Below are 24395 nucleotides of genomic sequence, written 5' to 3'. Positions count from 1 at the left end.
AGATTGATCTGTGACAAATGCAGCGAGTTCAGTGCAGCGACAGAGCGCCGCAGCTACGTCACTCGAACAGCGCGTCCAGCGCCTGCTCCAGACGCGTCACGGCGATGACCTGCAGGCCGGCCGGCGCCTCCTTGGGCGCATTGCCACGCGGCACGATGGCGCGCTTGAAACCATGCTTGGCGGCTTCCTTGAGGCGTTCCTGGCCGCTCGGCACCGGGCGGATCTCGCCAGACAGGCCGATCTCGCCAAACACCAGCAGATCATGCGGCAACGGCTTGTTGCGCAGGCTGGAGATCACCGCCGCCATCAGCGCCAGGTCCGAAGCCGTCTCCAGCACCTTCACGCCGCCGACCACGTTGAGGAACACGTCCTGGTCGTAGGTGGGGATGCCGCCATGGCGGTGCAACACCGCCAGCAGCATGGCCAGGCGGTTCTGGTCCAGGCCCAGGGTCACGCGCTTGGGGTTGGCCGTGTGGCTGGTATCGACCAGCGCCTGCACCTCCACCAGCATCGGCCGGGTGCCTTCCCAGGTGGCCATCACCACACTGCCGGGCACCGCCTCCTGGGCGCGGGTGAGGAAGATCGCCGAAGGGTTGGTGACTTCCTTGAGGCCCTTGTCGGTCATGCCGAACACGCCCAGCTCGTTGACCGCGCCGAAGCGGTTCTTCACCGCGCGCAGCAGCCGCAGGCGGCCGTCGGACTCGCCCTCGAAATACAGCACCGTGTCGACCATGTGCTCGAGCACGCGCGGGCCGGCCAGGGCGCCCTCCTTGGTCACGTGGCCGACCAGGAAGATCGCCGTGCCGCTCTGCTTGGCGAAGCGCACCAGCAGCGCCGCGCTCTCGCGCACCTGGGCCACGCCGCCGGGGGCAGACTGCAGCTGCTCGGTGAAGATGGTCTGGATCGAGTCGATCACCATCACCTTGGGCTGCTCGCGGCGGGCTACGTCGATGATCGACTCGATGCAGGTCTCGGTCATCACCTTGAGCTTGTCCTGCGGCAGTTCCAGCCGGCGCGCGCGCATGGCCACCTGCTGCTGGGATTCCTCACCGGTGACGTACAGGGCCGGCAGGCGCTGGGCGATATTGCACAGGGTCTGCAGCAGGATGGTCGACTTGCCGATGCCGGGGTCGCCGCCGATCAGTACCACCGAGCCGTCCACCAGGCCGCCGCCGAGCACCCGGTCCAGCTCGCCGGAGACGGTGGAAAAGCGCGGCACTTCCTCGACGCTGACCTCGGCCAGGGTCTTGATCTGCGCCTGCTGGCCGGCCCAGCCACCGCGCCCGGACGGCGCACCGGCGCCGCCACTTTCGATCACGGTCTCGGTCAGGGTATTCCAGGCCCCGCATTCGCCGCACTGCCCGGCCCACTTGGGAAAGGTGGCGCCGCACTCGGTGCAGCCATACATGCGCTTGGCCTTGGCCATGGAAATCTCCGCCCGCTGAAAAACGGCGATAATAGCGCCCGCACCGCCCCGAGTCGCCCTTGCGAGCCTGCCATGCACATTGAGCTGATCCCCACCACCGCCGACCAGGCGCCGCTGATCGCCAACCTCTACCAGTTCTACGCCTACGAGTCCTCGGACTGGGAAGACGAAGACATCGAGGCCGACGGTCGCTACTACATCCACGAGCCGCATCTGGCCCGCTACTGGAGCGACGCCGGGTGGAGCGCCAGCCTGATCCTGGTGGACGGCTTCATCGCCGGCTTCCTGCTGATCGAGCGCAGCGAACTGCCCGGCATCGACGCCCAGGAGTTCGCGGATCTGTTCATCCTCAAGAAATACCGCCGCCAGGGCATAGGGCGCGCCCTGGTGCAACAGGTCATGTGTGATGGCGGCACCTGGCTGGTGCGTTTCTACGGCGGTGACGAACAGGCTGCCGCTTTCTGGCGAAAGGTGCTGGCCGAACTACCACTCGGCACCCGGCAAATCTGGCCCGGCGATGATGCCGGACTCATCAGCTATCTAATCAACCCGCCGCTGCACTAGTCGCCTGGCGTGAGGAACAGGCCTTGCCGCAACCGCAGCACTGGCCTCTGGCACGGTCGAAATGGCGGGCAAGGGTATCCCGGTACACCTGACGGGAGCGCTTCAGGCGCCCCAGGGAGAGTTCGTCGAGACACTCCATGCTGTTTTCGACTCGCTCGATACGCGCATCCAGCTCATCGAACTGCTCGACCAGACGGGCAAAGTGGCTGTCGTTCTGACGCAAACGCTGCAACTCCGCGCGCAGCTGGGAAAACTCCTGGGGCAATACTTGAAGCGGGCTTTTCATGGAAGTACCTCCTGAATAAGTGTTCATATTTTAATCAGCCACCGCAGGCAGCTTATTGATCCACATCAATAGCTAGCTAACTATTTAGCTTGTAAAAGCCTGAGCTAGGCTGAACAGGAATACACCGACCGGAGGACTCGACATGCCGCTCGAACATCACCCCCTGACCCGTGAATTCCCCGAATACCGCCAGCAACTGCAAGCCCTGTACGCACAGGACGCCCACTTCAGTCGACTGGCACAGCAGTACGAGAGCCTGGACAAACGCATCTACGAAGTGGAAGACGGCCGCGAGGCTCTTGACGACCTGGCCCTGCATGCCCTGAAGAACGAGCGAGTGCAGCTAAAGGACAAGATCGCCGAGCGCTTGCGCACATTCGGCGCTGACGCCTGATGCCGGGCTGAATTGAACAAGACAGGCCGAGCTTTTTTGCTTACCGTGGTGCAAACCTCTTGAGAGTCTCTCCATGACCGCAAACCCAGGCTGTTCCGCTTGCCGCGAGGGCAAGGGACTGGACTTCCCCATCAGCATGGCCTTCCAGCCGATTGTCGACCTGCAGCGCCGTGAAGTATTTGCCTATGAGGCTCTGGTACGCGGCAGCGCCGGCGAATCGGCCGGCAGCCTGCTAGCCCAGGTCGATGAAAACAATCGCTATGCCTTCGACCAGAGCTGCCGAATCAAGGCCGTGGAGTGGGCCGCACGCCTGCAGATCCCGGCCATGGTTTCGATCAATTTCATGCCCAACGCCGTGTACCGTGCGGAAACCTGCATCCGTGCCACCCTGGAAGCTGCCGCCCGCTGCAACTTCCCGCTCGAACGCATCATTTTCGAAGTCACCGAGCAGGAACAGGTGCTCGATATCCCGCACCTCACCAATATCCTGCGCGCCTACCGCAAGCAGGGCTTCATGACCGCCATCGACGACTTTGGTGCCGGCTATGCCGGGCTCAATCTGCTGGCCGACTTCCAACCCGACCTGATCAAGCTGGACATGGATCTGATCCGGGGCGTGGATGGCGACCGCGTGCGCCAGGTGCTGGTCGAAACCACCCTGCAGATGTGCCGCAGGCTTGGCATTCGCGTCATCGCCGAGGGCATCGAGACCCAGGCCGAATTGAACTGCCTGCAGCAGATGGGGGTGGCGCTGTTCCAGGGCTATTTGCTGGCCAAACCCGGCTTCGAGACCTTGCCTGAAGTACATTATCCCGCTTAGCCATTACACTGGCCGGCACAACCAGAAACTCAGGGAGTGAAACATGAGCATACTCAGCGAATTCAAGGCCTTCGCGGTCAAGGGTAACGTGGTCGACATGGCCGTCGGCATCATCATCGGCGCCGCCTTCGGCAAGATCGTCAGCTCCTTCGTCGGCGACGTGGTCATGCCGCCGATCGGCCTGCTGATCGGCGGGGTCGACTTCTCCGACCTGGCCATCGTGCTCAAGGCCGCCGAGGGCGACATTCCCGCCGTCACCCTGGGCTACGGCAAGTTCATTCAGACCATGCTCGACTTCGTCATCGTCGCCTTCGCCATCTTCATGGGCGTCAAGGTGATCAACCGCCTCAAGCGCGAGGAAGAAGCCGCACCGGCCGCGCCGCCGGCGCCGACCAAGGACCAGGAGCTGCTCACGGAAATTCGCGACCTGTTGAAGAGCCAACAGAGCAAGCAGTGACCTAGGCTGCAGGGCGCGCCGCCGGCGCGTCCTGCGCGCCGATACGAAATGTTGCATCTTTCCTGTGTTTAATCGGGTTTTTTCAAGCAAATCCGTTAAATTAGTGGGCCATTGGCTACTTTCCCCCACTACATGACACTCCTGATAGCGTTCGCTGTCCTCTCCATCCTGGTTTCGTTTATCTGCTCCATCCTCGAAGCCGCCCTGCTCTCCCTGACGCCCAGCTACATCGCCCAGCAGAAGCTCGAGCGCCCCAAGCTGTATGAGCGCATGAAAGCGCTGAAGGAACAGATCGACCAGCCCCTCGCGGCCATCCTCACGCTCAATACCGTGGCCCACACCGTCGGCGCCACTGGCGTCGGTGCGCAGGTGACCATCGTCTTCGGCGACGGCTACCTGGGCGCTGCCTCGGCGATCATGACCCTGCTGATCCTGGTGCTGTCGGAGATCCTGCCGAAGACCATCGGCGCCCGTTACTGGCGCACCCTGGCGCCCTTCCTGCCAAGCCTGCTGGGCGGCATGATCCTGCTGCTCAAACCGTTCATCCTGATGTCCGACCTGATCATGCGCCTGTTCGGCGGCAAGGCCCCGGAACCCGACATCCGTCAGGAGATCAAGGCGCTGACCCTGCTCGGCCGCGAAGTGGGCAAGCTGGACGAAGACGAACAGCGCGTGATCAACAACATCCTCGACCTGCACGAGATCAAGCTGCGCGACATCATGACCCCGCGCATCGTCTGCGAGTGCGCCGCGCCGGACGATTCGATCGGCGCGTTCAAGGCGCGGGTCAAGGAAAGCCAGTTCTCCCGTTACCCGGTAATCGGCGAAGGTGAAGCGCCGCTGGGCGTGGTGTTCCGCTATGACGCCCTGGCCGCCGAGGATGACGCCGCCACGGTCACCAGCATCATGAAGCCGCTCAAGGTGGTGCCGGACACCATGAACGTGGAGAGCCTGATGACGCAGCTGATGCACGAGCGCCAGCACATGTGCCTGGTCTACGACGAGTTCGGTAGCTGGCACGGCCTGGTGACCCTGGAAGACATCATGGAAACCATCATAGGCAAGCCGATCCTCGACGAAACCGACGACATTCCCAACATGCGCCGCTTCGCCAAGCGCCGCTGGGAACACCGCATCAAGTGCATCCGCGAGGACTGACTACCAGTAGTTCTCCACCGCCACCTGGCCTGGCCTGCGGGCCAGCGCCAGGTTGAGGTGGCGCGCCTTGAGCACGGCACGGGTGTCTTCGATCATCTGCGGGTTGCCGCAGAGCATGATGCGCGAGTGCTCGGGCGCAAGCTTGAGGCCGGCGGCGCGCTCCAGCTCGCCGTTCTCGATCAGCGTGGTGACCCGCTCATGCAGCGCGTCGGGCACCTGTTCGCGCGTCACCACCGGGATGTACTGCAGCTTGTGCCCCGCACCTTCCAGCCATTCGCGCTGGGGCAACTCGGCGATCAGCGACTGATAGGCCAACTCGCCACGGTCGCGGGCGCTGTACACCAGCACAATGCGCTCGAAACGCTGCCAGACTTCCAGGTCCTGCAGGATCGACAGGAACGGCGCCAGCCCGGTGCCGGTAGCGATCAGCCACAGATCGCGGCCATCGGCGAAGCGGTCGAGGGTGAGAAAGCCGGTGGCCTGCTTCTCCACCAGCAGCTCGTCGCCGGCCTGGAGCCGACTCAGCTGGCTGGTGAACTCGCCGCCAGGCACGACGATGGAGAAGAACTCCAGATGGTCGTCGTGCGGCGCCGAGACGATCGAGTAGGCACGCCAGACCACCGCGCCTTCGGCCTTGCGCACACCCAGGCGCACGAACTGCCCGGCGCGGAAGCGGAAAGCGGCGTCGCGGGTGCAGGTCAGGCTGAACAGGCTGGGTGACCAGACGCGGACCTCGGTGAGGCTCTGGCGGGTGAACTTCTCTTCGCTGGCGGTCATACTTTCTCCCATATCCATAACCGCTGCTGTCCGGAACACTGCCGTGGGAGCGGCTGGGCGGCAATCCGCTCTAGCCGCGAAGGTGCCTTAGGGTTTCCATCGCGGCTAAAGCCGCTCCCACAACAGCTGCGGATACCAAGCTGCAATACAGTCTCGCGCAAAGCGCCGCCTATAAACACCGACGGTTTCCATGCCTATTCTCGACACGCCCTTCGCCCAGCTCGACCTGATCCGCCAGCCCGAGATGGCCAACGAGCCGCTGCAGGCCTTCGACGCCGCAGACGAGTACCTGCTCGCCCACCTGCACGAACAGGGCCTGAGCGCCGACAGCCGGGTGCTACTGCTCAACGACGGCTTCGGTGCCCTGGCCTGCTCGCTGGCCGCGCACTGCCGGGTGACCAGCAGCGGCGATTCGCACCTGGGCTTTCTCGCCCTGCAGAAGAACCTCGCGCGCAACGGCCTGGCCGCCGACGCCGTGCAGTTCGTCCCCGCCAGTGAAACGGCGCAAGGCCCGTTCGACTGGGTGCTGATCCGCGTGCCCAAGACCCTGGCCTTGCTGGAAGAACAGCTGATCCGCCTGCATGGTCAGCTCGCTCCCGGCGCCAAGGTGATTGCCGGGGCGATGATCAAGCATCTGCCGCGCAGCGCCGGCGAGCTGATGGAGCAGTACATCGGCCCGTTGCAAGCCTCGCTGGCGGTGAAGAAGGCGCGCCTGCTGACGGCCACGCCGGAAAGCAAACCGGCACCGAAGTCGCCCTACCCGACACGCTACCGCCTGGAAAAACCGGCGCTGGAGCTGGTCAACCACGCCAACGTGTTCTGCCGTGACGGTCTGGACATCGGCACCCGCGCCTTCCTCCCGCACCTGCCGAAATCGCTGGCACCGCAGCGCGTGGCCGACCTCGGCTGCGGCAACGGCGTGCTGGCCATCGCCTTCGCCCTGGCCAACCCGCACGCCGAACTGACCCTGGTCGACGAGTCGTACATGGCCGTGCAATCGGCCGCGGAAAACTGGAAGGCCGCACTCGGCGAGCGCCCGGCGAGCTTCCTCGCCGCCGACGGCCTGGCCGAGCTGCCCGCCGATTCGCTCGATCTGGTGCTGTGCAACCCGCCCTTCCACCAGCAACAGGTGGTCGGCGACTTCCTCGCCTGGCGCATGTTCCAGCAGGCGCGCGCCGCGCTGGTCACCGGCGGCGAGCTGTGGATCGTCGGCAACCGCCACCTCGGCTACCACGCCAAGCTCAAGCGCCTGTTCCGCGGCGTCGAGCAGGTCGCCGCCACTCCCAAGTTCGTGGTGCTCAAGGCCACCAAGTAGGCCCGATGACCGCGACCTGAGCCGGACCCTCATCGGTTCCGAGCGCGGCCCGTCAAAATAAATCTGAATCCTGGCGCCGCCAGGGCGCTCTGAGTCACTGCGGCAATTTGCCCAATGCGACAATCCGCCGGCTACGACCTTGGTCTAAGGTGGCGGATGATTGATTCAGATCAACTAGCGGAGTGGCCATTCATGTTCGGCCTCGAATCACTGGAACTGGCACGCATCCAGTTCGCCTTCACCGTGTCCTTCCACATCATCTTCCCGGCCATCTCCATTGGCCTGGCCAGCTACCTCGCGGTGCTCGAGGGGCTGTGGCTGAAGACCAACAAGGAGGTCTATTACGACCTCTACCGCTTCTGGCTGCAGATCTTCGCCGTCACCTTCGGCATGGGCGTGGTCTCCGGGGTGGTGATGAGCTACCAGTTCGGCACCAACTGGAGCGAGCTGTCGACGGCGGCCGGCAGCATCATGGGGCCGCTGCTCACCTACGAGGTGCTCACCGCGTTCTTCCTCGAAGCCGGCTTCCTGGGGATCATGCTGTTCGGCCTGAACAAGGTCGGCCGCGGCCTGCACTTCTTCGCCACCCTGATGGTGGCCATCGGGACCCTGATCTCGACCTTCTGGATTCTCTCGTCGAACAGCTGGATGCAAACCCCGCAGGGCTTCACCCTGGTCGATGGCGTGTTCTACCCGGAGAGCTGGTGGGACATCGTGTTCAATCCGTCCTTCCCCTACCGCCTGGCGCACATGGCGGTGGCGGCGTTCCTCAGCACCGCCTTCGTCGTCGGCGCCACCGCGGCCTGGCACCTGCTCAAGGGCAAGCGCGACCCGGCCACGCGCATGATGTTCTCCATGGCCCTGTGGATGGCGCTGATCGTCGCACCGATCCAGGCGCTGATCGGTGACTTCCACGGCCTCAATACCCTCAAGCACCAGCCGGCCAAGGTCGCGGCGATGGAGGGACACTGGGACACCGAGAAAGGCGTGCCGTTGCTGCTGTTCGGCATCCCCGACATGCAGGAAGAGACGACGAAATACGCCATTGGCATCCCACGGCTGGCCAGCCTGATCCTCACCCATGACCTCGACGGCGAGATCAAGGGCCTCAAGGAGTGGGCGCCGGAGGATCGGCCGAATGCGCTGATCGTGTTCTGGAGCTTCCGCGTGATGGTCGGCCTGGGTCTGCTGATGATCCTCTGCGGCGTGCTCGGCCTGTGGCTGCGCCGCGGCGGTCGGCTGTACGAAGCCCGCGGCTTCCAGCGCCTGATGCTGCTGATGGGCCCGTCCGGGCTGATCGCCATTCTCGCCGGCTGGGTCACCACCGAGGTCGGCCGCCAGCCGTGGGTCATCTACGGCCTGCTGCGCACCTCGGACGCCGTGTCCAACCACAGCGCCACGCAGATGGGCGTGTCGCTGAGCATCTTCGTGGTGGTCTACTTTGCCGTGTTCGGTGTCGGCATCACCTACCTGCTGCGCATGATGCGCAAGGGCCCGGTGCTTGGCCTGCTCAGCGCCCAAATCAGCGAAGAAGGTGGCCCCGGCCATCAGCGCACCCCGGCACGCCCGCTGTCCGCTGCGGCCGAGAGTGTCGATGGTGAAGTCGACGTCGAACAGGAGAAACGCCCATGAGCATTGACCTACCGCTGATCTGGGCCGGCGTGATCGCCTTCGGCATCTTCATGTACGTGGTGATGGACGGCTTCGATCTGGGCATCGGCATCCTCTACCCCTTCTTCCGCGACAAGGACGAGCGCGACGCCATGATGAACACCGTGGCGCCGATCTGGGACGGCAACGAGACCTGGCTGGTACTGGGCGGCGCCGGGCTGTTCGCCGCCTTCCCGCTGGCCTACTCGGTGGTGCTCAGCGCACTCTACCTGCCGTTGGTGATCATGCTGATCGCCCTGATCTTCCGTGGCGTGGCCTTCGAGTTCCGCTTCAAGGCCAAGCGCACCCGCTACGTGTGGGACGCGGCCTTCATCGGTGGCTCGGTGGTCGCCACCTTTGCCCAGGGCGTGGTGCTGGGTGCCTTTATCGAGGGCATCAGGGTAGAGAACCGCCAGTTCGCCGGGGGGGCCTTCGACTGGCTGGCGCCGTTCCCACTGTTTTGCGGCGCCGGCCTGGTGGTCGGCTACGCCATGCTCGGCTGTGCCTGGCTGCTGCTGAAGACCGAGGGCAAGCTGCGCCACAAGATGTACAAGCTGATGCTGCCGCTGACCTCCCTGCTGCTGCTGTTCATCAGCGCGGTGAGCATCTGGACCCCGCTGGCTCACCCGGCCATCGCCGAGCGCTGGTTCACCCTGCCCAACCTGTTCTACTTCATGCCGGTACCGACCCTGGTCGCAGTGACCATCCTGGGGATCGTCCGCGCCGTGCACCTGAAGATCGACTGGCAGCCCTTCGTGCTGACCCTGGCACTGATCGCCCTGGCCTACACCGGTCTGGCCATCAGCCTGTGGCCGAACATCATTCCGCCGTCGGTCAGCATCTGGGAGGCCTCGGCCCCGGAGAGCAGCCAGGCCTTTGCCCTGGTTGGCGTGGTGTTCATGGTACCGATCATCCTTATCTACACGGCCTACAGCTACTGGGTATTCCGCGGCAAGGTGAAGGTCGGCGAGGGGTATCACTGATGAGCGAGAACAAACCTCCGCTGCCCCAGCGCCTGGCCTGGTTCGCCGCCCTGTGGCTGGGCGGCGTGCTGGCCGTAGGTGTCCTGGCCTACGCCATCAAGTGGGGCATGGGGCTGACCTGAGCCGGCATGCCCCTGGTGGATGGCTACGGCCATCCACCCTACGCGACACTCGATGCTCCGTAGGTTGGGTTGAGGAGCACAGCGACGAAGCCCAACGGGAACCCCCTAGCCCTACGCGATACCTGGCTGCGCAGGTGCATTGGGCTTCGCTGCACTCAACCTGTGCGGTCCGCCCCAACCTACTCCAGCAGTCTTTTCAGCTCCGCGCTGAGCGGCATCGGCCGGAACGCACTGACCCGAGCCCGGCCGCTATTGCCCAGTGGCACCCAGATCCGCGAAAACAGCAGCGCGGCGGCAATCCTAGGCAGCTGCCCGAGCACCTCGCGCCAGTCGCCCAGCATCCAGCCGGCGCGCAGCATCAGCCAGTGCGCCCGCGCATGGGGCAGCGCCAGGCGCTGACCGAAGATATGTGCGCGCTCCAGCCAGACCAGCGCGGCTTGCGCATCGCCATGGCCCAGCGCCTTCTCGCCCTCGCTGAAAGCCTGCCGCAGCGCAGCCTGCAACTCAGTGCGCATGACCGTGATCGCCCTTCAGTTCACCATCGGCCTGACGCAGCACCTGAACCGCGGCGGTGATGGCCAGGGTCGCCATGATGCTGGCAACGATCAGGTCCGGCCAGGCGCTGCCGGTGCCAAACACCCCCAGCGCCGCGGCCAGCACGGCGAGATTGCCCAGGGCATCGTTGCGGGTGCACAGCCAGACGCTGCGCATGTTGCTGTCCCCCTCGCGGTAGGCATACAGCAACACCGCCACGCCGAAGTTGGCCAACAACGCCAGGGTGCCCACCACGCCCATGGTCGGTGCATTCGGCACCGCGCCCTGCCACCAGTGCCAGAGCGCCGCGCCCAATACGGCGAGACCGAACAGCAGCATGCTCAGTGCCTTGAACTGAGCGGCACGAGCGCGCCAGGTCAGCGCCATGCCCAGCACCCAGAGGCTGATGGCATAGTTGGCGGCATCCCCCAGGAAATCCAGCGAGTCGGCCAGCAAGGAGACTGAGCCGGCCTTGAGGCCCGCGCCGATCTCGACGACGAACATCACCAGATTGACCAGCAGCGCGATCCACAGGATGCGTCGGTAACGCCCGTCGTTATGTACCGGGCCGGTGTCGTGATTGCAGCAGTGAGCACCCATTTGGCATCTCCTTGTTCCAGGTGCAGACTAGGCTAAACCCTGTAGTCACTACGGAGTCAACATGAGCAAACCCATCACCATTGGCGTGCTCGCCCGCGACAGCGGCGTCAATCTGGAAACCATCCGTTTCTACGAGCGTAGCGGCCTGCTGCCCGAGCCGCAGCGCAGCCCGTCCGGCTATCGCCATTACCAGGAACAGGATGTGCGGCGCCTGCGCTTTATCCGTCGCGGCCGCGAACTGGGTTTCAGCCTGGAGGAGATCCGCAGCCTGCTCGATCTGGCCGCCCACCCGGAAAGGCCCTGCGATGCCGCCGACCGCATGGCCCGCGAACACCTGGATGCCATCGAGGCGCGCATCCGCGATCTGCAGAACATGCGCGCCGAACTGAGCAAACTGGCCGACTGCCATAGCGGCCATGCCGGGCATTGCCGGCTGCTGGAGGCGCTGGATAGTCGTGAGTGCTGCCTGTAGATCGTCCACTACGCGGCCAACTCCGCCGCCCCAGCGCATCAGACCGTAGGCTGAGTCAGGCCACAGGCGCAACCCAGCAAAGCGCCGTCAACCTCGCGAGGGATATCGTCCTTTCATCTAGGCCCCCAACCGCGCACCAGCGCCTCGGCCTCATCCAGAGAGTCGAAGCCGGTCAGCGCCACGCGGCCATCTCGCACTGGCTCGCGCACGACAGGCGCCAGACGCAGTTCGCCGTCCAGCACGATCGCCAGCGGCTGCATCAGGGATTGGCGTGTCAGTTCGGCCAGCACCTCCCGCCCGCTGTCGCTCAGGGTCAGGATTACCGCGGGCTCGCCGTCCGGCGTCATGGCCAGTTCGCTGGCGGCGACATCGCGTTCGGTCAGCAGCGCCCGTGGATTGACCCACAGACGCACACCGCTGTGGCGATCGCGCATCGGCTGCAGGCCATCGCCACTGGCGGTGCTGGCTCTGTGAATACCCAACTGATGAGTCGCCGAGGGTAACCGCGCTTCGCTGGCACAGCCTGCCAGCAGAACCAGGGCAACAACGGCCGCAATAGCTTGGCCCCGCTTCATACCGGCACCAGCATGGCCTCGGCCACCGCCTTGCGCCTGGCCTTGCCGACCAGCTGTTCGACCAGCGTCAGTGCAAACGCCAGGGCAGTAGCCGGCCCCTGGCTGGTGATGCAGTTGCCATCCACCACCACCGGCTGATCGACGAAGGTGCAGCCGGACAGGCGGTCGCTGAACGCCGGGTAGCAGGTCATGCGTCGCTGCTTGATCACGCCGTAGCCCTGCAGCGCCAGGGCCGGGGCGGCGCAGATGGCGGCGAACAGCTTGCCGGCCTTGGCCTGCGCCCGCACTTTCTCGGCCAGCGGCACGTGCTCGGCCAGGTGCTGGGCGCCGGGCATGCCACCAGGCAGCACGATCAGATCGAAATCCTGAGCCAGTACGTCGACCAGCATGGCGTCGGCGGTCAGCCGGGTGCCTCGTGCGGCAGTAAACATGCGCCGGTTTTCGATACTGGCCACCACGGTTTCCACCTCGGCGCGGCGCAGTACGTCGATCAGGGTCACGGTTTCCAGGTCTTCCACGCCATCGGCGACGGCGATCAGGGCTCTGGCAGTCATGGCGATGCTCCTCCTCGAACGGAAACCGACACAGTCCGTCCGGTCATAAATTCACCGTGCGAGGGTGAACTGGTATAGTGCGCGGCTTTTCCGGACCCGGCCCAAATTAGCCCTCGTCATTCTTCGAGCTGGCCGCCTTTGTGCTTTGCTTTTCGCAGTCCGCAGATCATTGCCGCACCAGCCCCAGGGGAGCTCACCATGCTGGAAAAGCTGTTCCAACTCAAGGCACACAACACCACGATCCGTACCGAGATCCTGGCCGGTGTCACCACCTTCCTGACCATGGCCTACATCCTCTTCGTCAACCCCAGCCTGCTGGCCGAGACGGGCATGGATCACGGCGCGGTCTTCGTCGCCACCTGCCTGGCCGCGGCCATCGGCTCGGCGATCATGGGCCTGGTCGCCAACTACCCGATCGCCCTGGCGCCGGGCATGGGGCTCAATGCCTTCTTCACCTATACCGTGGTGCTGACCATGGGCTATAGCTGGCAGACCGCCCTGGGTGCGGTATTCCTCTCTGGTGCGATCTTCTTCGCCCTGTCGATCTTCAAGATCCGCGAGTGGATCATCAACAGCATCCCGCTGGCCCTGCGCTCGGGGATCGCCGCCGGTATCGGCCTGTTCCTGGCGATCATCGCCCTGAAGAACGCCGGCATCGTGGTCGACCACCCGGCCACCCTGGTGACCCTGGGCGACCTCAGCAGCGGCGGCGCCCTGCTCGCGTGCCTGGGCTTCTTCGTCATCGCCGGGCTGTATTACCGCAAGGTCACCGGCGCGGTGATGATCGGCATCCTCCTGGTCACCGGTCTGTCCATCGCTCTGGGCCTGTCCAAGCTGGACGGCGTGGTGTCGATGCCGCCCAGCCTGATGCCGACCCTGCTGCAGCTGGATATCGCCGGCGCCCTGGATATCGGCCTGATCAGCGTGATCTTCGCCTTCCTGTTCGTCGACCTGTTCGACACCTCCGGCACCCTGGTCGGCGTCGCGCAGAAAGCCGACCTGCTGGACAAGGACGGCAAGATGCCGCGCGTCGGTCGTGCCCTGCTGGCCGACAGCACCGCGACCATGGCCGGCGCCGCGCTGGGCACCAGCACCACCACCAGCTACATCGAATCGGCTGCCGGCATCAGCGCCGGCGGGCGTACCGGCCTGACCGCCGTGACCGTGGCCGCCCTGTTCCTGCTGGCGCTGTTCTTCGCCCCGCTGGCCGGCGCCGTGCCCGCCTTCGCCACCGCCCCGGCACTGCTGTTCGTTGCCGTACTGATGACCAGCAGCCTGGCCAAGATCGACTGGGACGACCTCACCGTCGCCGCGCCGGTGGTGGTCGCCGCCCTGGCCATGCCGCTGACCTTCTCCATCGCCAACGGCATCGCCTTCGGCTTCATTGCCTGGACCGCCATCAAACTGCTGGCCGGCCAGTGGCGCGAGCTGAACCCGGCGCTGTGGATTCTCTCCGCGCTGTTCGTGGTCAAGCTGGGCTTCTTCAGCGCATGATCAGGATCGGTGACCAGGCGGCCTACGCCGCCCAGCTGGACGAGAAAGTCGCGCGCCTGCGCGAGCTGCTGGCGCCCTTCGTCGCCCCGCAGCCGCAGGTATTCGACTCACCGCGCGAGCACTACCGCCTGCGCGCCGAGTTCCGCCTGTGGCGCGAGCAGGAACAGCGCCACTACGCGATGTTCGAGGCCGGCGACAAGCACACGCCGATCCTGATCGACGAGTTCCCCATCGCCAGCGTACGCATCAACCAGTTGATGCCCCAGCTCAAGGCCGCCTGGCAGGCGAGCAAGGCGCTGTCGTTCAAGCTGTTCCAGGTCGAGTTCCTCACCACCCTGAGTGGCGACGCACTGATCACCCTGTGCTACCACCGCCCGCTCGACGCCGAGTGGCAGGCCGAGGCCGAGCAACTGGCGGCCAGGCTGGGCGTCAGCCTGGTCGGCCGTTCGCGCGGCCAGCGCCTGGTGATCGGCCGGGACTACGTCGAGGAAGAGATGACCGTCGCCGGTCGCACGTTCCGCTATCGCCAGCCGGAGGGCGCCTTCACCCAGCCCAACGGCACGGTCTGCCAGAAGATGCTGCAGTGGGCCTATGACGCCCTCGGCGAACGCCAGGACGACCTGCTCGAGCTGTACTGCGGCAACGGCAACTTCACCCTGCCGCTGTCCACCCGCGTGCGCAAGGTGCTGGCCACCGAGATCAGCAAGACCTCGGTGAATGCCGCCCTGGCCAACCTGGCCGACAACGGCATCGACAACATCGAGCTGGTGCGTCTGTCCGCCGAGGAGCTGACCCAGGCCCTCAACGAAGTGCGCCCGTTCCGCCGCCTGGCCGACATCGACCTGAAGGCCTACGACTTCGGCACCGTGTTCGTCGACCCGCCACGCGCCGGCATGGACCCGGACACCTGCGAGCTGACCCGGCGCTTCGACAACATCCTGTACATCTCCTGCAACCCAGAAACCCTGGCCGCCAACATCGCCCAGCTGGGCGATACCCACCGTATCGAGCGCTGCGCCCTGTTCGACCAGTTCCCGTGGACGCACCACATGGAAGCCGGGGTGTTGCTGGTGCGGCGCTAGGAATGCCGGTGGCGTTGGGCTTCGCTTCGCTCAACCGCAACCTACGCCCCACCGCGCACTACCAGCCGTAGGTTGGGTCGGGCCGCGTAGGTTGAGGAGCATGGCGACGAAGCCCAACGCAGACAGACCAAGCGCGTAAGACGAAAAAGCCCCGGCATGCCGGGGCTTTTCGTTTCAGGCGAACGCTCAGTCCGCAGGCGCCGTGGCCACCTGGGTCTGCTCGTGCCAGCCGCCGCCGAGGGCCTTGTACAGGTTGACCTCGCTGGTCAGCTGGTTGAGGCGGTCGCTGATCAGCTGCTGCTTGGCGCTGAACAGCTGGCGCTGGGCGTCGAGCAGGGTCAGGTAGTTGTCCACGCCGGTGCGGAAGCGCCGTTCGGCGAGGCGATAGTACTCCTCGCTGGTTTCCACCAGGGCACGCTGGGCATCCAGCTGCTGGGCGTAGGTGGTGCGTGCGGCCAGGCCGTCGGCGACTTCCTGGAAGGCGGTCTGGATGGCTTTCTCGTAGCTCGCCACCTGGATGTCCTTCTGCACCTCGGCATAGTCGAGGCTGGCCTTCAGGCTGCCGGCGGTGAAGATCGGCAGGTTGATCTGCGGCTGGAACAGCCAGGTGCCGGAGCCCCCGTCGAACAGGCCGGACAGCTCGCTGCTGGCGCTGCCGGCATTGGCGGTCAGGCTGATGTTGGGGAAGAACGCCGCGCGCGCTGCGCCGATGCTGGCGTTGGCCGCCTTCAGCGAGTGCTCGGCCTGCAGCAGGTCGGGGCGCCGTTGCAGCAGTTCCGACGGCAGCCCTGCCGGCACCTCGGCCAGCAGGTTCTGCTCGAGCACCGCGCCCTCGGGCAGGTCGCCCGGCACGCCAGCGCCGAGCAGCAGCGCCAGGGCATTGCGGTCCTGGGCGACCAGACGGGTGTACTGCGCCAGGCTGGCTTCAGCGCTCTGCACCGCAGTGCGCGCCTGGCTCAGCGACAGGGCATCGGCCACGCCGACATTGAAGCTGCGCTCGGTGAGGGCATAGCTCTTGCGGTAGGTGTCCAGGGTGTCGCGGGTCAGCTGTAGGCTCTGCTGGTCGGCCTGCAGGGTCAGGTAGGCGTTGGCCACGCTGCCCACCAGGCTGATCTGCGCGCTACGTTGCGCCTCGGCGCTGGCGAAGTACTGCTGCAGGGCCTGCTCGTTGAGGCTGCGCAGGCGGCCGAAGAAGTCGATTTCCCAGGCGTTGACACCGACGGTGGCGCTGTACTGGCCGCTGGTGCTGGCCTCACCGCTCGATGACAGGTCGCCCGGCAGACGCTGGCGGGTGCCACTGCCGGCGGCGGCAACGTTGGGGAACAGCTCGGCACGCTGGATGCGGTGCTGGGCGCGGAAGGCCTCGACGTTGAGCGCGGCGATGCGCAGGTCGCGGTTGTTGGCCAGGGCGGTCTCGACCAGGCGCTGCAGCGCCGGGTCGCGGAAGAACTCGCGCCAGCCCAGGGCATCGGCGGCGGTATGGGTTTCGCTGACACCGCTGGCGGTGTAGGCCTCGCCCGTCGGCCACAGGCCGTCTACCGGCGCCTGCGGGCGCTGGTAGTCGGGGATCAGGCTGCAGCCGCCGAGCAGGACGCTGGCGACGGCGAGGGACAACAGGGACTGCCTCACTGGACGGCCTCCTTCGACTCGGTGGCCTGGGCGCGCTTGTCCTTGAACAGCGCACTGACCAATACGTAGAACAGCGGCACCCAGAAGATCGCCAGTACCGCCGCGGTGAGCATGCCGCCGATCACCCCGGTACCGATGGCGTGCTTGCTGCCGGCACCGGCACCGCTGGAGATGGCCAGCGGCACGACGCCGAGGATGAACGCCAGCGAGGTCATGATGATCGGGCGCAGACGCATGCGGCAGGCCTCCACGGCCGCCTCGACGTAGCTCTTGCCCTGCTCGTGCAGCGCCTTGGCGAACTCGACGATGAGGATCGCGTTACGCGCCGACAGACCGATGGTGGTGATCAGGCCGACCTGGAAGAACACATCGTTGGACAGCCCGCGGGCCAGGGTGAACAGCAGCGCGCCGAACACGCCGAGCGGTACCACCAGCATCACCGAGAACGGAATCGACCAGCTCTCGTACAGCGCCGCCAGGCAGAGGAACACCACCAGCAGCGACAGGGCGTAGAGCGCCGGCGCCTGGGAGCCGGACAGGCGCTCCTCGTAGGACTGGCCGGTCCACGAATAGCCGACGCCGGCCGGCAGTTGCCGGGTGATCTCCTCGACTGCGGCCATGGCATCGCCCGAGCTGTAGCCCGGCGCCGGCTCGCCGAGGATCTCGATGGCGCTGACGCCGTTGTAGCGCGACAGCTTCGGTGCGCCATAGACCCACTTGCCGCTGGCGAAGGCGCTGAACGGCACCATCTGCCCGGCGTCGTTGCGCACGAACCACTTGTCCAGGTCTTCCGGGTTCATCCGCGCGCTGGACACGCCCTGCAGGTAGACCTTCTTCACCCGACCCTGGTCGATGAAGTCGTTGACGTAGCTGCCACCCCAGCCGATGGACAGGGTGGCGTTGACGTCGGCCAGCGACACGCCGAGGGCGCGCACCTTCTCGTCGTCGATCAGCAGCTGGTACTGCGGCTCGTCGCGCAGGCCGTTGGCGCGCACGCGGGTCAGCACCGGGTTCTGCCCGGCCAGTTCGAGGAACTTGTCGCGGGCCTGATTGAGCGTCTCGTGGCCGACACCGGCACGGTCCTGGAGGAACAGGTTGAAACCGGTGGCGTTACCCAACTCCATCACCGCCGGCGGGGCGAAGGCGAACACCATGGCGTCGCGGAAGCTGAAGAAATGCTGCTGGGCGCGCTGGGCCAGGTCGAACACGCTCTGCCCCGCCGCGCTACGCTCGTCCCACGGGCGCAGCATGATGAAGGCCATGCCCGAGCTCTGGCCGCGGCCGGCGAAGTTGAAGCCGGTGACGGTGAACACCGACTTGACCGTATCGCCCTCGTCTTCCAGCAGGTACTGGCGCATGTCGTCGACCACCGCCTGGGTGCGTTCGGCACTGGCGCCGGACGGTGTCTGCACCTGGGCGAACAGCACGCCCTGATCCTCGTCGGGGAGGAAGGCGGTGGGGATCTTGGTGAACATCCAGGCCATCACCGCGACCAGCACGGCGTACATCAGCAGGTACGGCGCCTTGCGCTTGAGCATGGCGCGCACGCCGCGCTCGTAGCCGTCGACGCTGCGCTCGAAGGTGCGATTGAACCAGCCGAAGAAGCCTCGCTTCTCGTGGTGCTCGCCCTTGGCGATCGGCTTGAGCAGGGTGGCGCACAGCGCCGGGGTGAAGATCAGGGCGAGGATCACCGAGATCACCATGGCCGAGACGATGGTGATGGAGAACTGCCGGTAGATCACGCCTACCGAGCCGCCGAAGAAGGCCATTGGCAGCAGCACCGCCGAGAGCACCACGCCGATACCGACCAGCGCGCCCTGGATCTGGCCCATGGACTTGCGCGTCGCCTCCAGCGGCGACAGGCCCTCCTCGCGCATCACCCGCTCGACGTTCTCCACCACCACGATGGCGTCGTCCACCAGCAGGCCGATGGCTAGGATCATGGCGAACATGGTCAGGGTATTGATGCTGTAGCCGAACACCGCCAGCACGCCGAAGGTGCCGAGCAGCACCACCGGCACCGCCAGGGTGGGGATGATGGTGGCGCGCAAGTTCTGCAGGAACAGGAACATCACCAGGAACACCAGGACGAAGGCCTCGACCAAGGTGTGTAGCACCCCTTCGATGGAGGCCGAGATCACCGGCGTGGTGTCGTAGGGATAGACCACCTTCATGCCCGGCGGGAAGAACGGCTCCAGCTCGCTCAGGGTCTGGCGGATGCCCTTGGCGGTGTCCAGGGCATTGGCGCCGGTGGCCAGCTTGACCGCCAGGCCGGAGGCCGGCAAGCCGTTGTACTGGGCGTTGATGCTGTAGTTCTCGCCGCCCAGCTCGACCTTGGCCACGTCGCCCAGGCGCACCTGGGAGCCGTCGCGGTTGACCTTGAGCAGGATGTTGCGGAACTCCTCGGGGGTCTGCAGGCGGGTCTTGCCGATGATGGTGGCATTGAGCTGCTGGCCCTCGCCGGCCGGCAGGCCGCCGAACTGACCGGAGGAAATCTGCACGTTCTGCGCCTGGATCGCGCTCTTCACGTCGACCGGGGTCAGCTGGAAGTTGTTCAGCTTGGCCGGATCGAGCCAGATACGCATGGCGTACTGCGCGCCGAACACCTGGAAGTCACCGACGCCCTTGGTCCGCGAGATCGGGTCCTGCATGTTGGACACGATGTAGTTGGCCAGGTCGTTGCGGTCCATCGAACCGTCTTCGGAGACCACGCCGATGACCATCAGGAAGTTCTTCACCGCCTTGGTCACGCGGATGCCCTGCTGCTGCACTTCCTGCGGCAGCAATGGCGTGGCCAGCTGCAGCTTGTTCTGCACCTGGACCTGGGCGATGTCGGGGTTGGTGCCCTGGTCGAAGGTCACGGTGATGCTCATGCTGCCGTCGGAGTTGCTCTCCGAGGACATGTAGCGCAGGCCGTCGATGCCGTTGAGCTGCTGCTCGATCACCTGCACCACGGTGTCCTGCACCGTCTGCGCCGAGGCACCCGGGTAGCTGACCTGGATGCCCACCGCGGGCGCGGCAATGCTCGGGTACTGGTTGATCGGCAGCTTGAGCACGGACAGGCCGCCGGCCAGCATGATCACCAGGGCGATCACCCAGGCGAAGATCGGCCGGTCGATAAAGAAGTTAACCATGGTCGTCGTTCCTTAGCGGCTGGCCTGATCCGGCTTGGCGGACGGCGCGTCGGCGACGTTCTGCGCCGGCCCGGCCTCGACCTCGTCACCGGGGCGGATGAACTGCAGGCCTTCGGTGATCAGCCGGTCGCCGGCCTTGAGGCCATCGGTCACCAGCCAGCGATTGCCGCTGGTGCGCTCGGCCGCCAGGGTGCGCAGCTCGACCTTGTTCTCGCCGTTGACCACCAGCGCAGTGGGCTGCCCCTGACCGTTACGGGTCACGCCCTGCTGCGGGGCGAGGATGGCCTGGTGGTCGACGCCGGCATTGAGCCGGGCGTGGACGAACATGCCCGGCAGCAGCAGCTGGTCCGGGTTGGGGAATACCGCGCGCAGGGTCACCGAGCCGGTGCCTTCGTCGACCGTCACCTCGGACACTTCCAGGGTGCCCTCGTGCTCGTACTCGCTGCCGTCTTCCAGCTTCAGAGTGACCCTGGCCGCGTTGTCGCCGGCCTTCTCCAGCTGCCCGCTGGCCAGCTCGCGGCGCAGGCGCAACAGCTCCTTGATCGGCTGGGTGACGTCGACGTAGATCGGATCGAGCTGCTGGATGGTCGCCAGGGCGGTGGCCTGCCCGTTGCTGACCAGCGCGCCCTCGGTCACCGCCGAGCGCCCCACGCGGCCGGAAATCGGCGCCAGCACCTTGGTGTAGCGCAGGTCGATGCGCGCCTTCTCCAGCGCCGCCTCGGCGGAAAGCCGGGCGGCCCGCGCCTCGTCATAGGCCTGCTTGCTCACGGCCTGGTCCGTGACCAGATCGGCATAACGCTCGGCCAGCGAGCCGGCCGACGCCAGGGTGGCCTGGGCACTCTTGTAGCTGGCCTGATAAACGGCGGCGTCGATCTGATACAGCTGCTGCCCGGCCTTCACTTCCGAGCCTTCCTTGAACAGACGTTTCTGCAGAATGCCATCGACCTGCGGACGTACCTCGGCGACGCGAAAGGCGGCGGTACGCCCCGGCAGCTCGGTGGTCAGGGTGAACGGCTGCGGCTGCAGCGTGAGGACGCCCACTCGGGGCTTGTGCTCGGCACTCGGTGCGGCACTCTCCTGGCACCCGGCGAGTAGCACCGACGTCACGGCGACAACGCCTACCATCGCAGCGAAGGCTGGCTTCTTCTGCATCTCAATCGACCTCATGTCAGAAATAACGGCCCGGTCAGAGCAGACCCGGCGCGGGGAAACGGCACATTGCTTAGCTGGCTAAGAAATATACTTACGTACTAGAATGTTTGTAAATGAGAAAAATTCACTCCCTGTGTAACTTTTCCCAACCTTTACAAATCGCTGTCCCGCCATGGTCCGACGCACCAAAGAAGAAGCCGAAGAGACTCGCCAGCGCATCCTCGATGCGGCCGAGCACCTGTTCCACGAAAGGGGCGTTTCGCGCACCTCGCTGGCGGACATCGCCAACGGCGCCGGGGTGACCCGCGGCGCCATCTACTGGCACTTCGAGAACAAGGTCGATCTGTTCCAGGCCATGCTCGAACGCCTGCACCTGCCACTGGAAGCGCTGGCCGAGGCCAGTGAGCGCGAAGACGAACCCAACCCGCTGGGGCATACCCGCGAGCTGCTGGTGCGCCTGTTGCGCAATGTGGAGCTGGACGAGCAGAGCCGGCGCATCCAGGAAATCCTGGCGCACAAATGCGAGTACACCGACGACCTCGGCGACCTACGGCAGAAGATGCAGGCGCTGCACGTGGAGTGCGACGAGCGCATCGAAAAATCCCTGGGCAACGCCGTCAGCAAGGGGCAGCTACCCGCCGACCTCGACTGCCGCCGCGCCACCCTGTGCCTGCACGGTTACATCCATGGCCTGCAGGCCAACTGGCTGCTGGCCCCGGGCGAAGACTCACTGGCGGCGCAGGCGGATCAACTGGTCGACGCCCTGCTCGACATGCTGCGCTGCAGCCACGCCCTACGCCGCCGTTGAACGGCGCAGCAACCAGAACGCCAGGCCGGCCGAAACGCCCTCGAACAGCATGGCGTAGAGGTTGAAGGTCTGCTGGGCGCCGCCGTCCAGCCACAGGCCGCCGAGACGGGCGAGCAGCAGCGCGCTGTAAAGCAGCACCAGCAGCATCAAGGCCGGGCGCAGCAGCTCGCCGCGCAGCAGCGCCAGGCCCAGCCACACCGCCAGCCCCAGCTGCAGACCGCCGTAGTAGGCCCGCACATCGGTGACCGCCGCCGGCGCCATCAGCAGCATGCCGCTGAGGTTGGCAGTCTCCTGCGGGTAGATGAAATAGGCCAGGCCGAAGCCGGCGAGCGACAGGATCTGAACAAGCAGGAACAGGCGAACGGGCAGCATCGGCAGTCTCCATGACAGGCGCCAGGCCAGCATAGGCCGAGCCGACGCAGACGGAAACAGTCGCAGCCTGGGACTGACGCCGCGCCGACGCTATCCTGCGCGATACGCCCCACCTCGAGGAAATCCCCATGCGCCTGCTTCCCCTAGCCGCCCTGCTCTTCGCCAGCGCCACCCAGGCTGCCGAGCCCGTCACCATGGACGTACACCGCGACGCCAACTGCGGCTGCTGCAAGGCCTGGATCAGCCACCTGGAAGAGAACGGCATCCAGGTCAACGACCACGTCGAAACCGACATGACGGCGGTCAAACAGCGCCTCGGCGTGCCGCCGCGCCTGGCCTCGTGCCACACCGGGGTGATCGACGGCAAGTTCGTCGAAGGCCATGTACCGGCCCGCGACGTGCTCGCCCTGCAAGGCCGACCCGACCTGCTCGGGGCCGCCGTACCGGGCATGCCCCATGGTTCGCCCGGCATGGAAACCGGCCGGATCGATGCCTACCAGGTCATCGGCCTGGGCAAGAACGGCCAGGAAAGCGTGCTGGCCGATTATCCGGCCAACTGATGACCGGACTGGCGCCCTTCGTTGTCGCGGACGACACTGTCAGCCTCGGACGAATGAAGGAGCCCAACCATGCGCTGGGAACGCGGCAGACGCAGCGACAATGTGGTGGATGCTCGCGGTAGCGGCAGAAGTGGCATGCGCCTGGGCGGCGGCAAGGGCCTGAGCCTGGGTGGCATTGCCGTGGTGGTGGTGATCGGCCTGCTGATGGGCCAGGACCCACTGACCATCCTCGGCAACGTGGTCAACCAGGGCATGCAGGGCGGCGTCACCAGCCAGGCGCCCGAACAGGGCCAGGCGCCGGCGGCCAACGACCCGCAGCGCGAATTCGTCCGCGCCATCCTCGGTGACACCGAAGACACCTGGCGCGCCATCTTCCAGGCCTCCGGCAAGCAGTACCAGGACCCCAAACTGGTGTTGTTCAGCGGCGGCGTACGCTCGGCCTGCGGCTTCGCCGATGCGGCGGTCGGGCCCTTCTACTGCCCCGGCGACCGCCAGGTGTACCTCGACCTGAGTTTCTTCCGCGAGATGGAAACCCGCTTCGCCGCCGCCGGCGACTTCGCCCAGGCCTACGTCATCGCCCACGAGGTCGGCCACCATGTGCAGACCCTGCTCGGCGTCTCGGCCAAGGTCAACGCAGCGCGCCAGAGCGGCCAGAAGCTGGAAGGCGACAACGGCCTGCTGGTGCGTCAGGAACTGCAGGCAGACTGCTTCGCCGGCGTCTGGGCCAACAACGCGCAGCAGCGCCTGAACTGGCTGGAGCCGGGCGACGTGGAAGAGGCCCTGAACGCCGCCAACGCCATCGGCGACGACCGCCTGCAGAAACAGAGCCGCGGCACCGTGATGCCGGACTCCTTCACCCACGGAACCTCGGCCCAGCGCGTACGCTGGTTCAAAGTCGGCTTCGAGAGCGGCCAGCCGGGGCGCTGCGATACCTTTGCCGCCGCCCGACTCTAGATGCGTCGTGGCATGCCTGAAGCTCCCTCGCCCCCGCCCCTCTCCCATGGGGAGAGGGGGTGAGCTACCGCGAAGCTACCTGCCCAACTTTCCCTCTCCCTCCGGGAGAGGGGCCAGGGGTGAGGGAGCTGTAACCTCCAGGTAAATCCGCGCCAGCACGGCGGGCAACTCCAGCAGCACTTCACGATTACTAAAGCGCAGCAGCCGGATACCACTGCCAAACAAGCAGTCGGCCCGGTATTGGTCGTGCTTTACGCCTTCCTCCGCAGAGTGCTGCCCGCCATCCTGTTCGATACCCGGATGCAGCTCCTCGCAATTGAAATCCAGAACATAAGGCGAGACCGGGTGCTGACGACGAAACTTTCGCCCGGCCAACTGCCGACCACGCAAATGGCGACAGAGCAGCGTCTCGGCATCGGTAGCTGCGCGCCTGAGCTGACGAGCAAAATCGAGCTGGCCGGGGTCGAGCGGTGATTTGTGCTGGGGCATGGCAGGCGTCCTTTCCTGATGGTCCGGCTAGCCT

The 24395-nt window shown here is 65.8% G+C and carries 27 protein-coding genes; 15 read left to right on the top strand and 12 right to left on the bottom strand.

The features are described 5' to 3' along the window. Nucleotides 1-58: 58 nt before the first annotated feature. Nucleotides 59-1426, bottom strand: coding sequence for a DNA repair protein RadA (radA, locus tag ACF8C6_RS10175; protein WP_392499163.1), 1368 nt, complete (start codon nucleotides 1424-1426; stop codon nucleotides 59-61). Nucleotides 1427-1498: 72 nt separating this feature from the next. Here radA and ACF8C6_RS10170 point away from each other — a divergent pair, with 72 nt between their 5' ends. Then, nucleotides 1499-1990 (top strand): GNAT family N-acetyltransferase, encoded by a 492-nt coding sequence (locus ACF8C6_RS10170; RefSeq protein ID WP_392499162.1) that lies wholly within the window; start codon nucleotides 1499-1501, stop codon nucleotides 1988-1990. Here ACF8C6_RS10170 and ACF8C6_RS10165 read toward each other — a convergent pair. Then, entirely contained in the window at nucleotides 1971-2276 is a 306-nt protein-coding gene (locus tag ACF8C6_RS10165) for a YdcH family protein (RefSeq protein WP_277692288.1), read from the bottom strand. The genes ACF8C6_RS10170 and ACF8C6_RS10165 overlap by 20 nt on opposite strands. 142 nt (nucleotides 2277-2418) lie before the next feature. Between ACF8C6_RS10165 and ACF8C6_RS10160 the strand changes: the two genes are divergently transcribed. From ACF8C6_RS10160 to ACF8C6_RS10145, 4 genes are all read left to right on the top strand, one after another. Continuing rightward, nucleotides 2419-2670 (top strand): YdcH family protein, encoded by a 252-nt coding sequence (locus ACF8C6_RS10160; RefSeq protein WP_392499161.1) that lies wholly within the window; start codon nucleotides 2419-2421, stop codon nucleotides 2668-2670. 73 nt (nucleotides 2671-2743) lie between these two features. Beyond that, on the top strand, nucleotides 2744-3490 hold the full coding sequence (locus ACF8C6_RS10155; protein ID WP_392499160.1) for an EAL domain-containing protein: 747 nt from the start codon (nucleotides 2744-2746) through the stop codon (nucleotides 3488-3490). Nucleotides 3491-3533: 43 nt separating this feature from the next. Beyond that, the gene (gene mscL, locus ACF8C6_RS10150; RefSeq protein WP_392499159.1) at nucleotides 3534-3947 is read left to right on the top strand and encodes a large-conductance mechanosensitive channel protein MscL; all 414 of its coding nucleotides are present in this window, start codon (nucleotides 3534-3536) and stop codon (nucleotides 3945-3947) included. 132 nt (nucleotides 3948-4079) lie between these two features. Continuing rightward, the gene (locus ACF8C6_RS10145; RefSeq protein ID WP_392499158.1) at nucleotides 4080-5105 is read left to right on the top strand and encodes a CNNM domain-containing protein; all 1026 of its coding nucleotides are present in this window, start codon (nucleotides 4080-4082) and stop codon (nucleotides 5103-5105) included. On the opposite strand, the gene ACF8C6_RS10140 is transcribed toward ACF8C6_RS10145, so the two are convergent. Next, the gene (locus ACF8C6_RS10140) at nucleotides 5106-5882 is read right to left on the bottom strand and encodes a ferredoxin--NADP reductase (protein ID WP_392499157.1); all 777 of its coding nucleotides are present in this window, start codon (nucleotides 5880-5882) and stop codon (nucleotides 5106-5108) included. A 190-nt stretch (nucleotides 5883-6072) separates the two neighbouring features. On the opposite strand from ACF8C6_RS10140, the gene ACF8C6_RS10135 reads away from it, so the two are divergent. The 4 genes from ACF8C6_RS10135 (at nucleotide 6073) to ACF8C6_RS10120 (ending at nucleotide 9952) form a co-directional block, all read left to right on the top strand. Continuing rightward, on the top strand, nucleotides 6073-7197 hold the full coding sequence (locus ACF8C6_RS10135; RefSeq protein ID WP_392499156.1) for a methyltransferase: 1125 nt from the start codon (nucleotides 6073-6075) through the stop codon (nucleotides 7195-7197). Nucleotides 7198-7389: 192 nt separating this feature from the next. Then, nucleotides 7390-8829, top strand: a complete 1440-nt coding sequence (locus ACF8C6_RS10130) for a cytochrome ubiquinol oxidase subunit I (protein WP_392499155.1) — start codon at nucleotides 7390-7392, stop codon at nucleotides 8827-8829. Further along, nucleotides 8826-9830, top strand: coding sequence for a cytochrome d ubiquinol oxidase subunit II (gene cydB / locus ACF8C6_RS10125; protein WP_392499154.1), 1005 nt, complete (start codon nucleotides 8826-8828; stop codon nucleotides 9828-9830). Before ACF8C6_RS10130 ends, cydB begins: the two co-directional genes overlap by 4 nt. After that, nucleotides 9830-9952, top strand: a complete 123-nt coding sequence (locus tag ACF8C6_RS10120; RefSeq protein WP_392499153.1) for a DUF2474 family protein — start codon at nucleotides 9830-9832, stop codon at nucleotides 9950-9952. The genes cydB and ACF8C6_RS10120 overlap by 1 nt, the downstream gene beginning before the upstream one ends. 179 nt (nucleotides 9953-10131) lie before the next feature. On the opposite strand, the gene ACF8C6_RS10115 is transcribed toward ACF8C6_RS10120, so the two are convergent. Both ACF8C6_RS10115 and ACF8C6_RS10110 read right to left on the bottom strand, forming a co-directional pair. Further along, nucleotides 10132-10467, bottom strand: a complete 336-nt coding sequence (locus tag ACF8C6_RS10115) for a DUF3703 domain-containing protein (RefSeq protein WP_392499152.1) — start codon at nucleotides 10465-10467, stop codon at nucleotides 10132-10134. After that, on the bottom strand, nucleotides 10457-11086 hold the full coding sequence (locus tag ACF8C6_RS10110; protein WP_392499151.1) for a cation transporter: 630 nt from the start codon (nucleotides 11084-11086) through the stop codon (nucleotides 10457-10459). The genes ACF8C6_RS10115 and ACF8C6_RS10110 overlap by 11 nt, the downstream gene beginning before the upstream one ends. A gap of 61 nt (nucleotides 11087-11147) precedes the next feature. On the opposite strand from ACF8C6_RS10110, the gene ACF8C6_RS10105 reads away from it, so the two are divergent. Continuing rightward, the gene (locus ACF8C6_RS10105) at nucleotides 11148-11558 is read left to right on the top strand and encodes a helix-turn-helix domain-containing protein (RefSeq protein WP_392499150.1); all 411 of its coding nucleotides are present in this window, start codon (nucleotides 11148-11150) and stop codon (nucleotides 11556-11558) included. Nucleotides 11559-11671: 113 nt separating this feature from the next. On the opposite strand, the gene ACF8C6_RS10100 is transcribed toward ACF8C6_RS10105, so the two are convergent. After that, entirely contained in the window at nucleotides 11672-12133 is a 462-nt protein-coding gene (locus ACF8C6_RS10100; RefSeq protein WP_392499149.1) for a hypothetical protein, read from the bottom strand. Then, the gene (locus tag ACF8C6_RS10095) at nucleotides 12130-12687 is read right to left on the bottom strand and encodes a DJ-1 family glyoxalase III (RefSeq protein WP_392499148.1); all 558 of its coding nucleotides are present in this window, start codon (nucleotides 12685-12687) and stop codon (nucleotides 12130-12132) included. The genes ACF8C6_RS10100 and ACF8C6_RS10095 overlap by 4 nt, the downstream gene beginning before the upstream one ends. 198 nt (nucleotides 12688-12885) lie before the next feature. Between ACF8C6_RS10095 and ACF8C6_RS10090 the strand changes: the two genes are divergently transcribed. Beyond that, nucleotides 12886-14181 (top strand): NCS2 family permease, encoded by a 1296-nt coding sequence (locus ACF8C6_RS10090; RefSeq protein WP_392499147.1) that lies wholly within the window; start codon nucleotides 12886-12888, stop codon nucleotides 14179-14181. Further along, nucleotides 14178-15263 (top strand): tRNA (uridine(54)-C5)-methyltransferase TrmA, encoded by a 1086-nt coding sequence (gene trmA, locus ACF8C6_RS10085; RefSeq protein ID WP_392499146.1) that lies wholly within the window; start codon nucleotides 14178-14180, stop codon nucleotides 15261-15263. The genes ACF8C6_RS10090 and trmA overlap by 4 nt, the downstream gene beginning before the upstream one ends. 186 nt (nucleotides 15264-15449) lie before the next feature. Here the strand turns inward: trmA and adeC are convergent, their stop codons facing one another. The 3 genes from adeC to ACF8C6_RS10070 are packed head-to-tail and all read right to left on the bottom strand — an operon-like array spanning nucleotide 15450 to nucleotide 21178. Continuing rightward, nucleotides 15450-16892 (bottom strand): AdeC/AdeK/OprM family multidrug efflux complex outer membrane factor, encoded by a 1443-nt coding sequence (gene adeC / locus ACF8C6_RS10080; RefSeq protein WP_392499145.1) that lies wholly within the window; start codon nucleotides 16890-16892, stop codon nucleotides 15450-15452. After that, nucleotides 16889-20026 carry an efflux RND transporter permease subunit gene (locus ACF8C6_RS10075; protein WP_392499144.1) on the bottom strand — a complete coding sequence of 1046 codons (3138 nt, stop codon included), beginning with the start codon at nucleotides 20024-20026 and terminating at the stop codon, nucleotides 16889-16891. The genes adeC and ACF8C6_RS10075 overlap by 4 nt, the downstream gene beginning before the upstream one ends. A 12-nt stretch (nucleotides 20027-20038) precedes the next feature. After that, the gene (locus tag ACF8C6_RS10070) at nucleotides 20039-21178 is read right to left on the bottom strand and encodes an efflux RND transporter periplasmic adaptor subunit (protein ID WP_392499143.1); all 1140 of its coding nucleotides are present in this window, start codon (nucleotides 21176-21178) and stop codon (nucleotides 20039-20041) included. Nucleotides 21179-21350: 172 nt separating this feature from the next. On the opposite strand from ACF8C6_RS10070, the gene ACF8C6_RS10065 reads away from it, so the two are divergent. Continuing rightward, complete coding sequence (locus ACF8C6_RS10065; RefSeq protein WP_392499142.1) at nucleotides 21351-21986, top strand: TetR family transcriptional regulator; 636 nt, start codon at nucleotides 21351-21353, stop codon at nucleotides 21984-21986. On the opposite strand, the gene ACF8C6_RS10060 is transcribed toward ACF8C6_RS10065, so the two are convergent. Further along, the gene (locus ACF8C6_RS10060) at nucleotides 21972-22358 is read right to left on the bottom strand and encodes a DUF4345 family protein (protein WP_392499141.1); all 387 of its coding nucleotides are present in this window, start codon (nucleotides 22356-22358) and stop codon (nucleotides 21972-21974) included. The two genes, ACF8C6_RS10065 and ACF8C6_RS10060, sit on opposite strands and share 15 nt — an antisense overlap. Before the next feature lie 128 nt (nucleotides 22359-22486). On the opposite strand from ACF8C6_RS10060, the gene ACF8C6_RS10055 reads away from it, so the two are divergent. After that, nucleotides 22487-22918 (top strand): DUF411 domain-containing protein, encoded by a 432-nt coding sequence (locus tag ACF8C6_RS10055; RefSeq protein ID WP_392499140.1) that lies wholly within the window; start codon nucleotides 22487-22489, stop codon nucleotides 22916-22918. Nucleotides 22919-22987: 69 nt separating this feature from the next. Continuing rightward, nucleotides 22988-23872 (top strand): neutral zinc metallopeptidase, encoded by an 885-nt coding sequence (locus ACF8C6_RS10050; RefSeq protein WP_392499139.1) that lies wholly within the window; start codon nucleotides 22988-22990, stop codon nucleotides 23870-23872. Nucleotides 23873-23947: 75 nt separating this feature from the next. Here the strand turns inward: ACF8C6_RS10050 and ACF8C6_RS10045 are convergent, their stop codons facing one another. Further along, nucleotides 23948-24361 (bottom strand): endonuclease domain-containing protein, encoded by a 414-nt coding sequence (locus tag ACF8C6_RS10045; protein WP_392499138.1) that lies wholly within the window; start codon nucleotides 24359-24361, stop codon nucleotides 23948-23950. Between the last annotated feature and the right edge of the window lie 34 nt (nucleotides 24362-24395).

The sequence above is a fragment of the Pseudomonas sp. zbq_18 genome, from assembly GCF_043102245.1.
Taxonomy (GTDB): domain Bacteria; phylum Pseudomonadota; class Gammaproteobacteria; order Pseudomonadales; family Pseudomonadaceae; genus Aquipseudomonas.
Note: the sequence above shows the minus strand (reverse complement) of the source record. Positions and strands in the feature narration are given on the sequence as shown.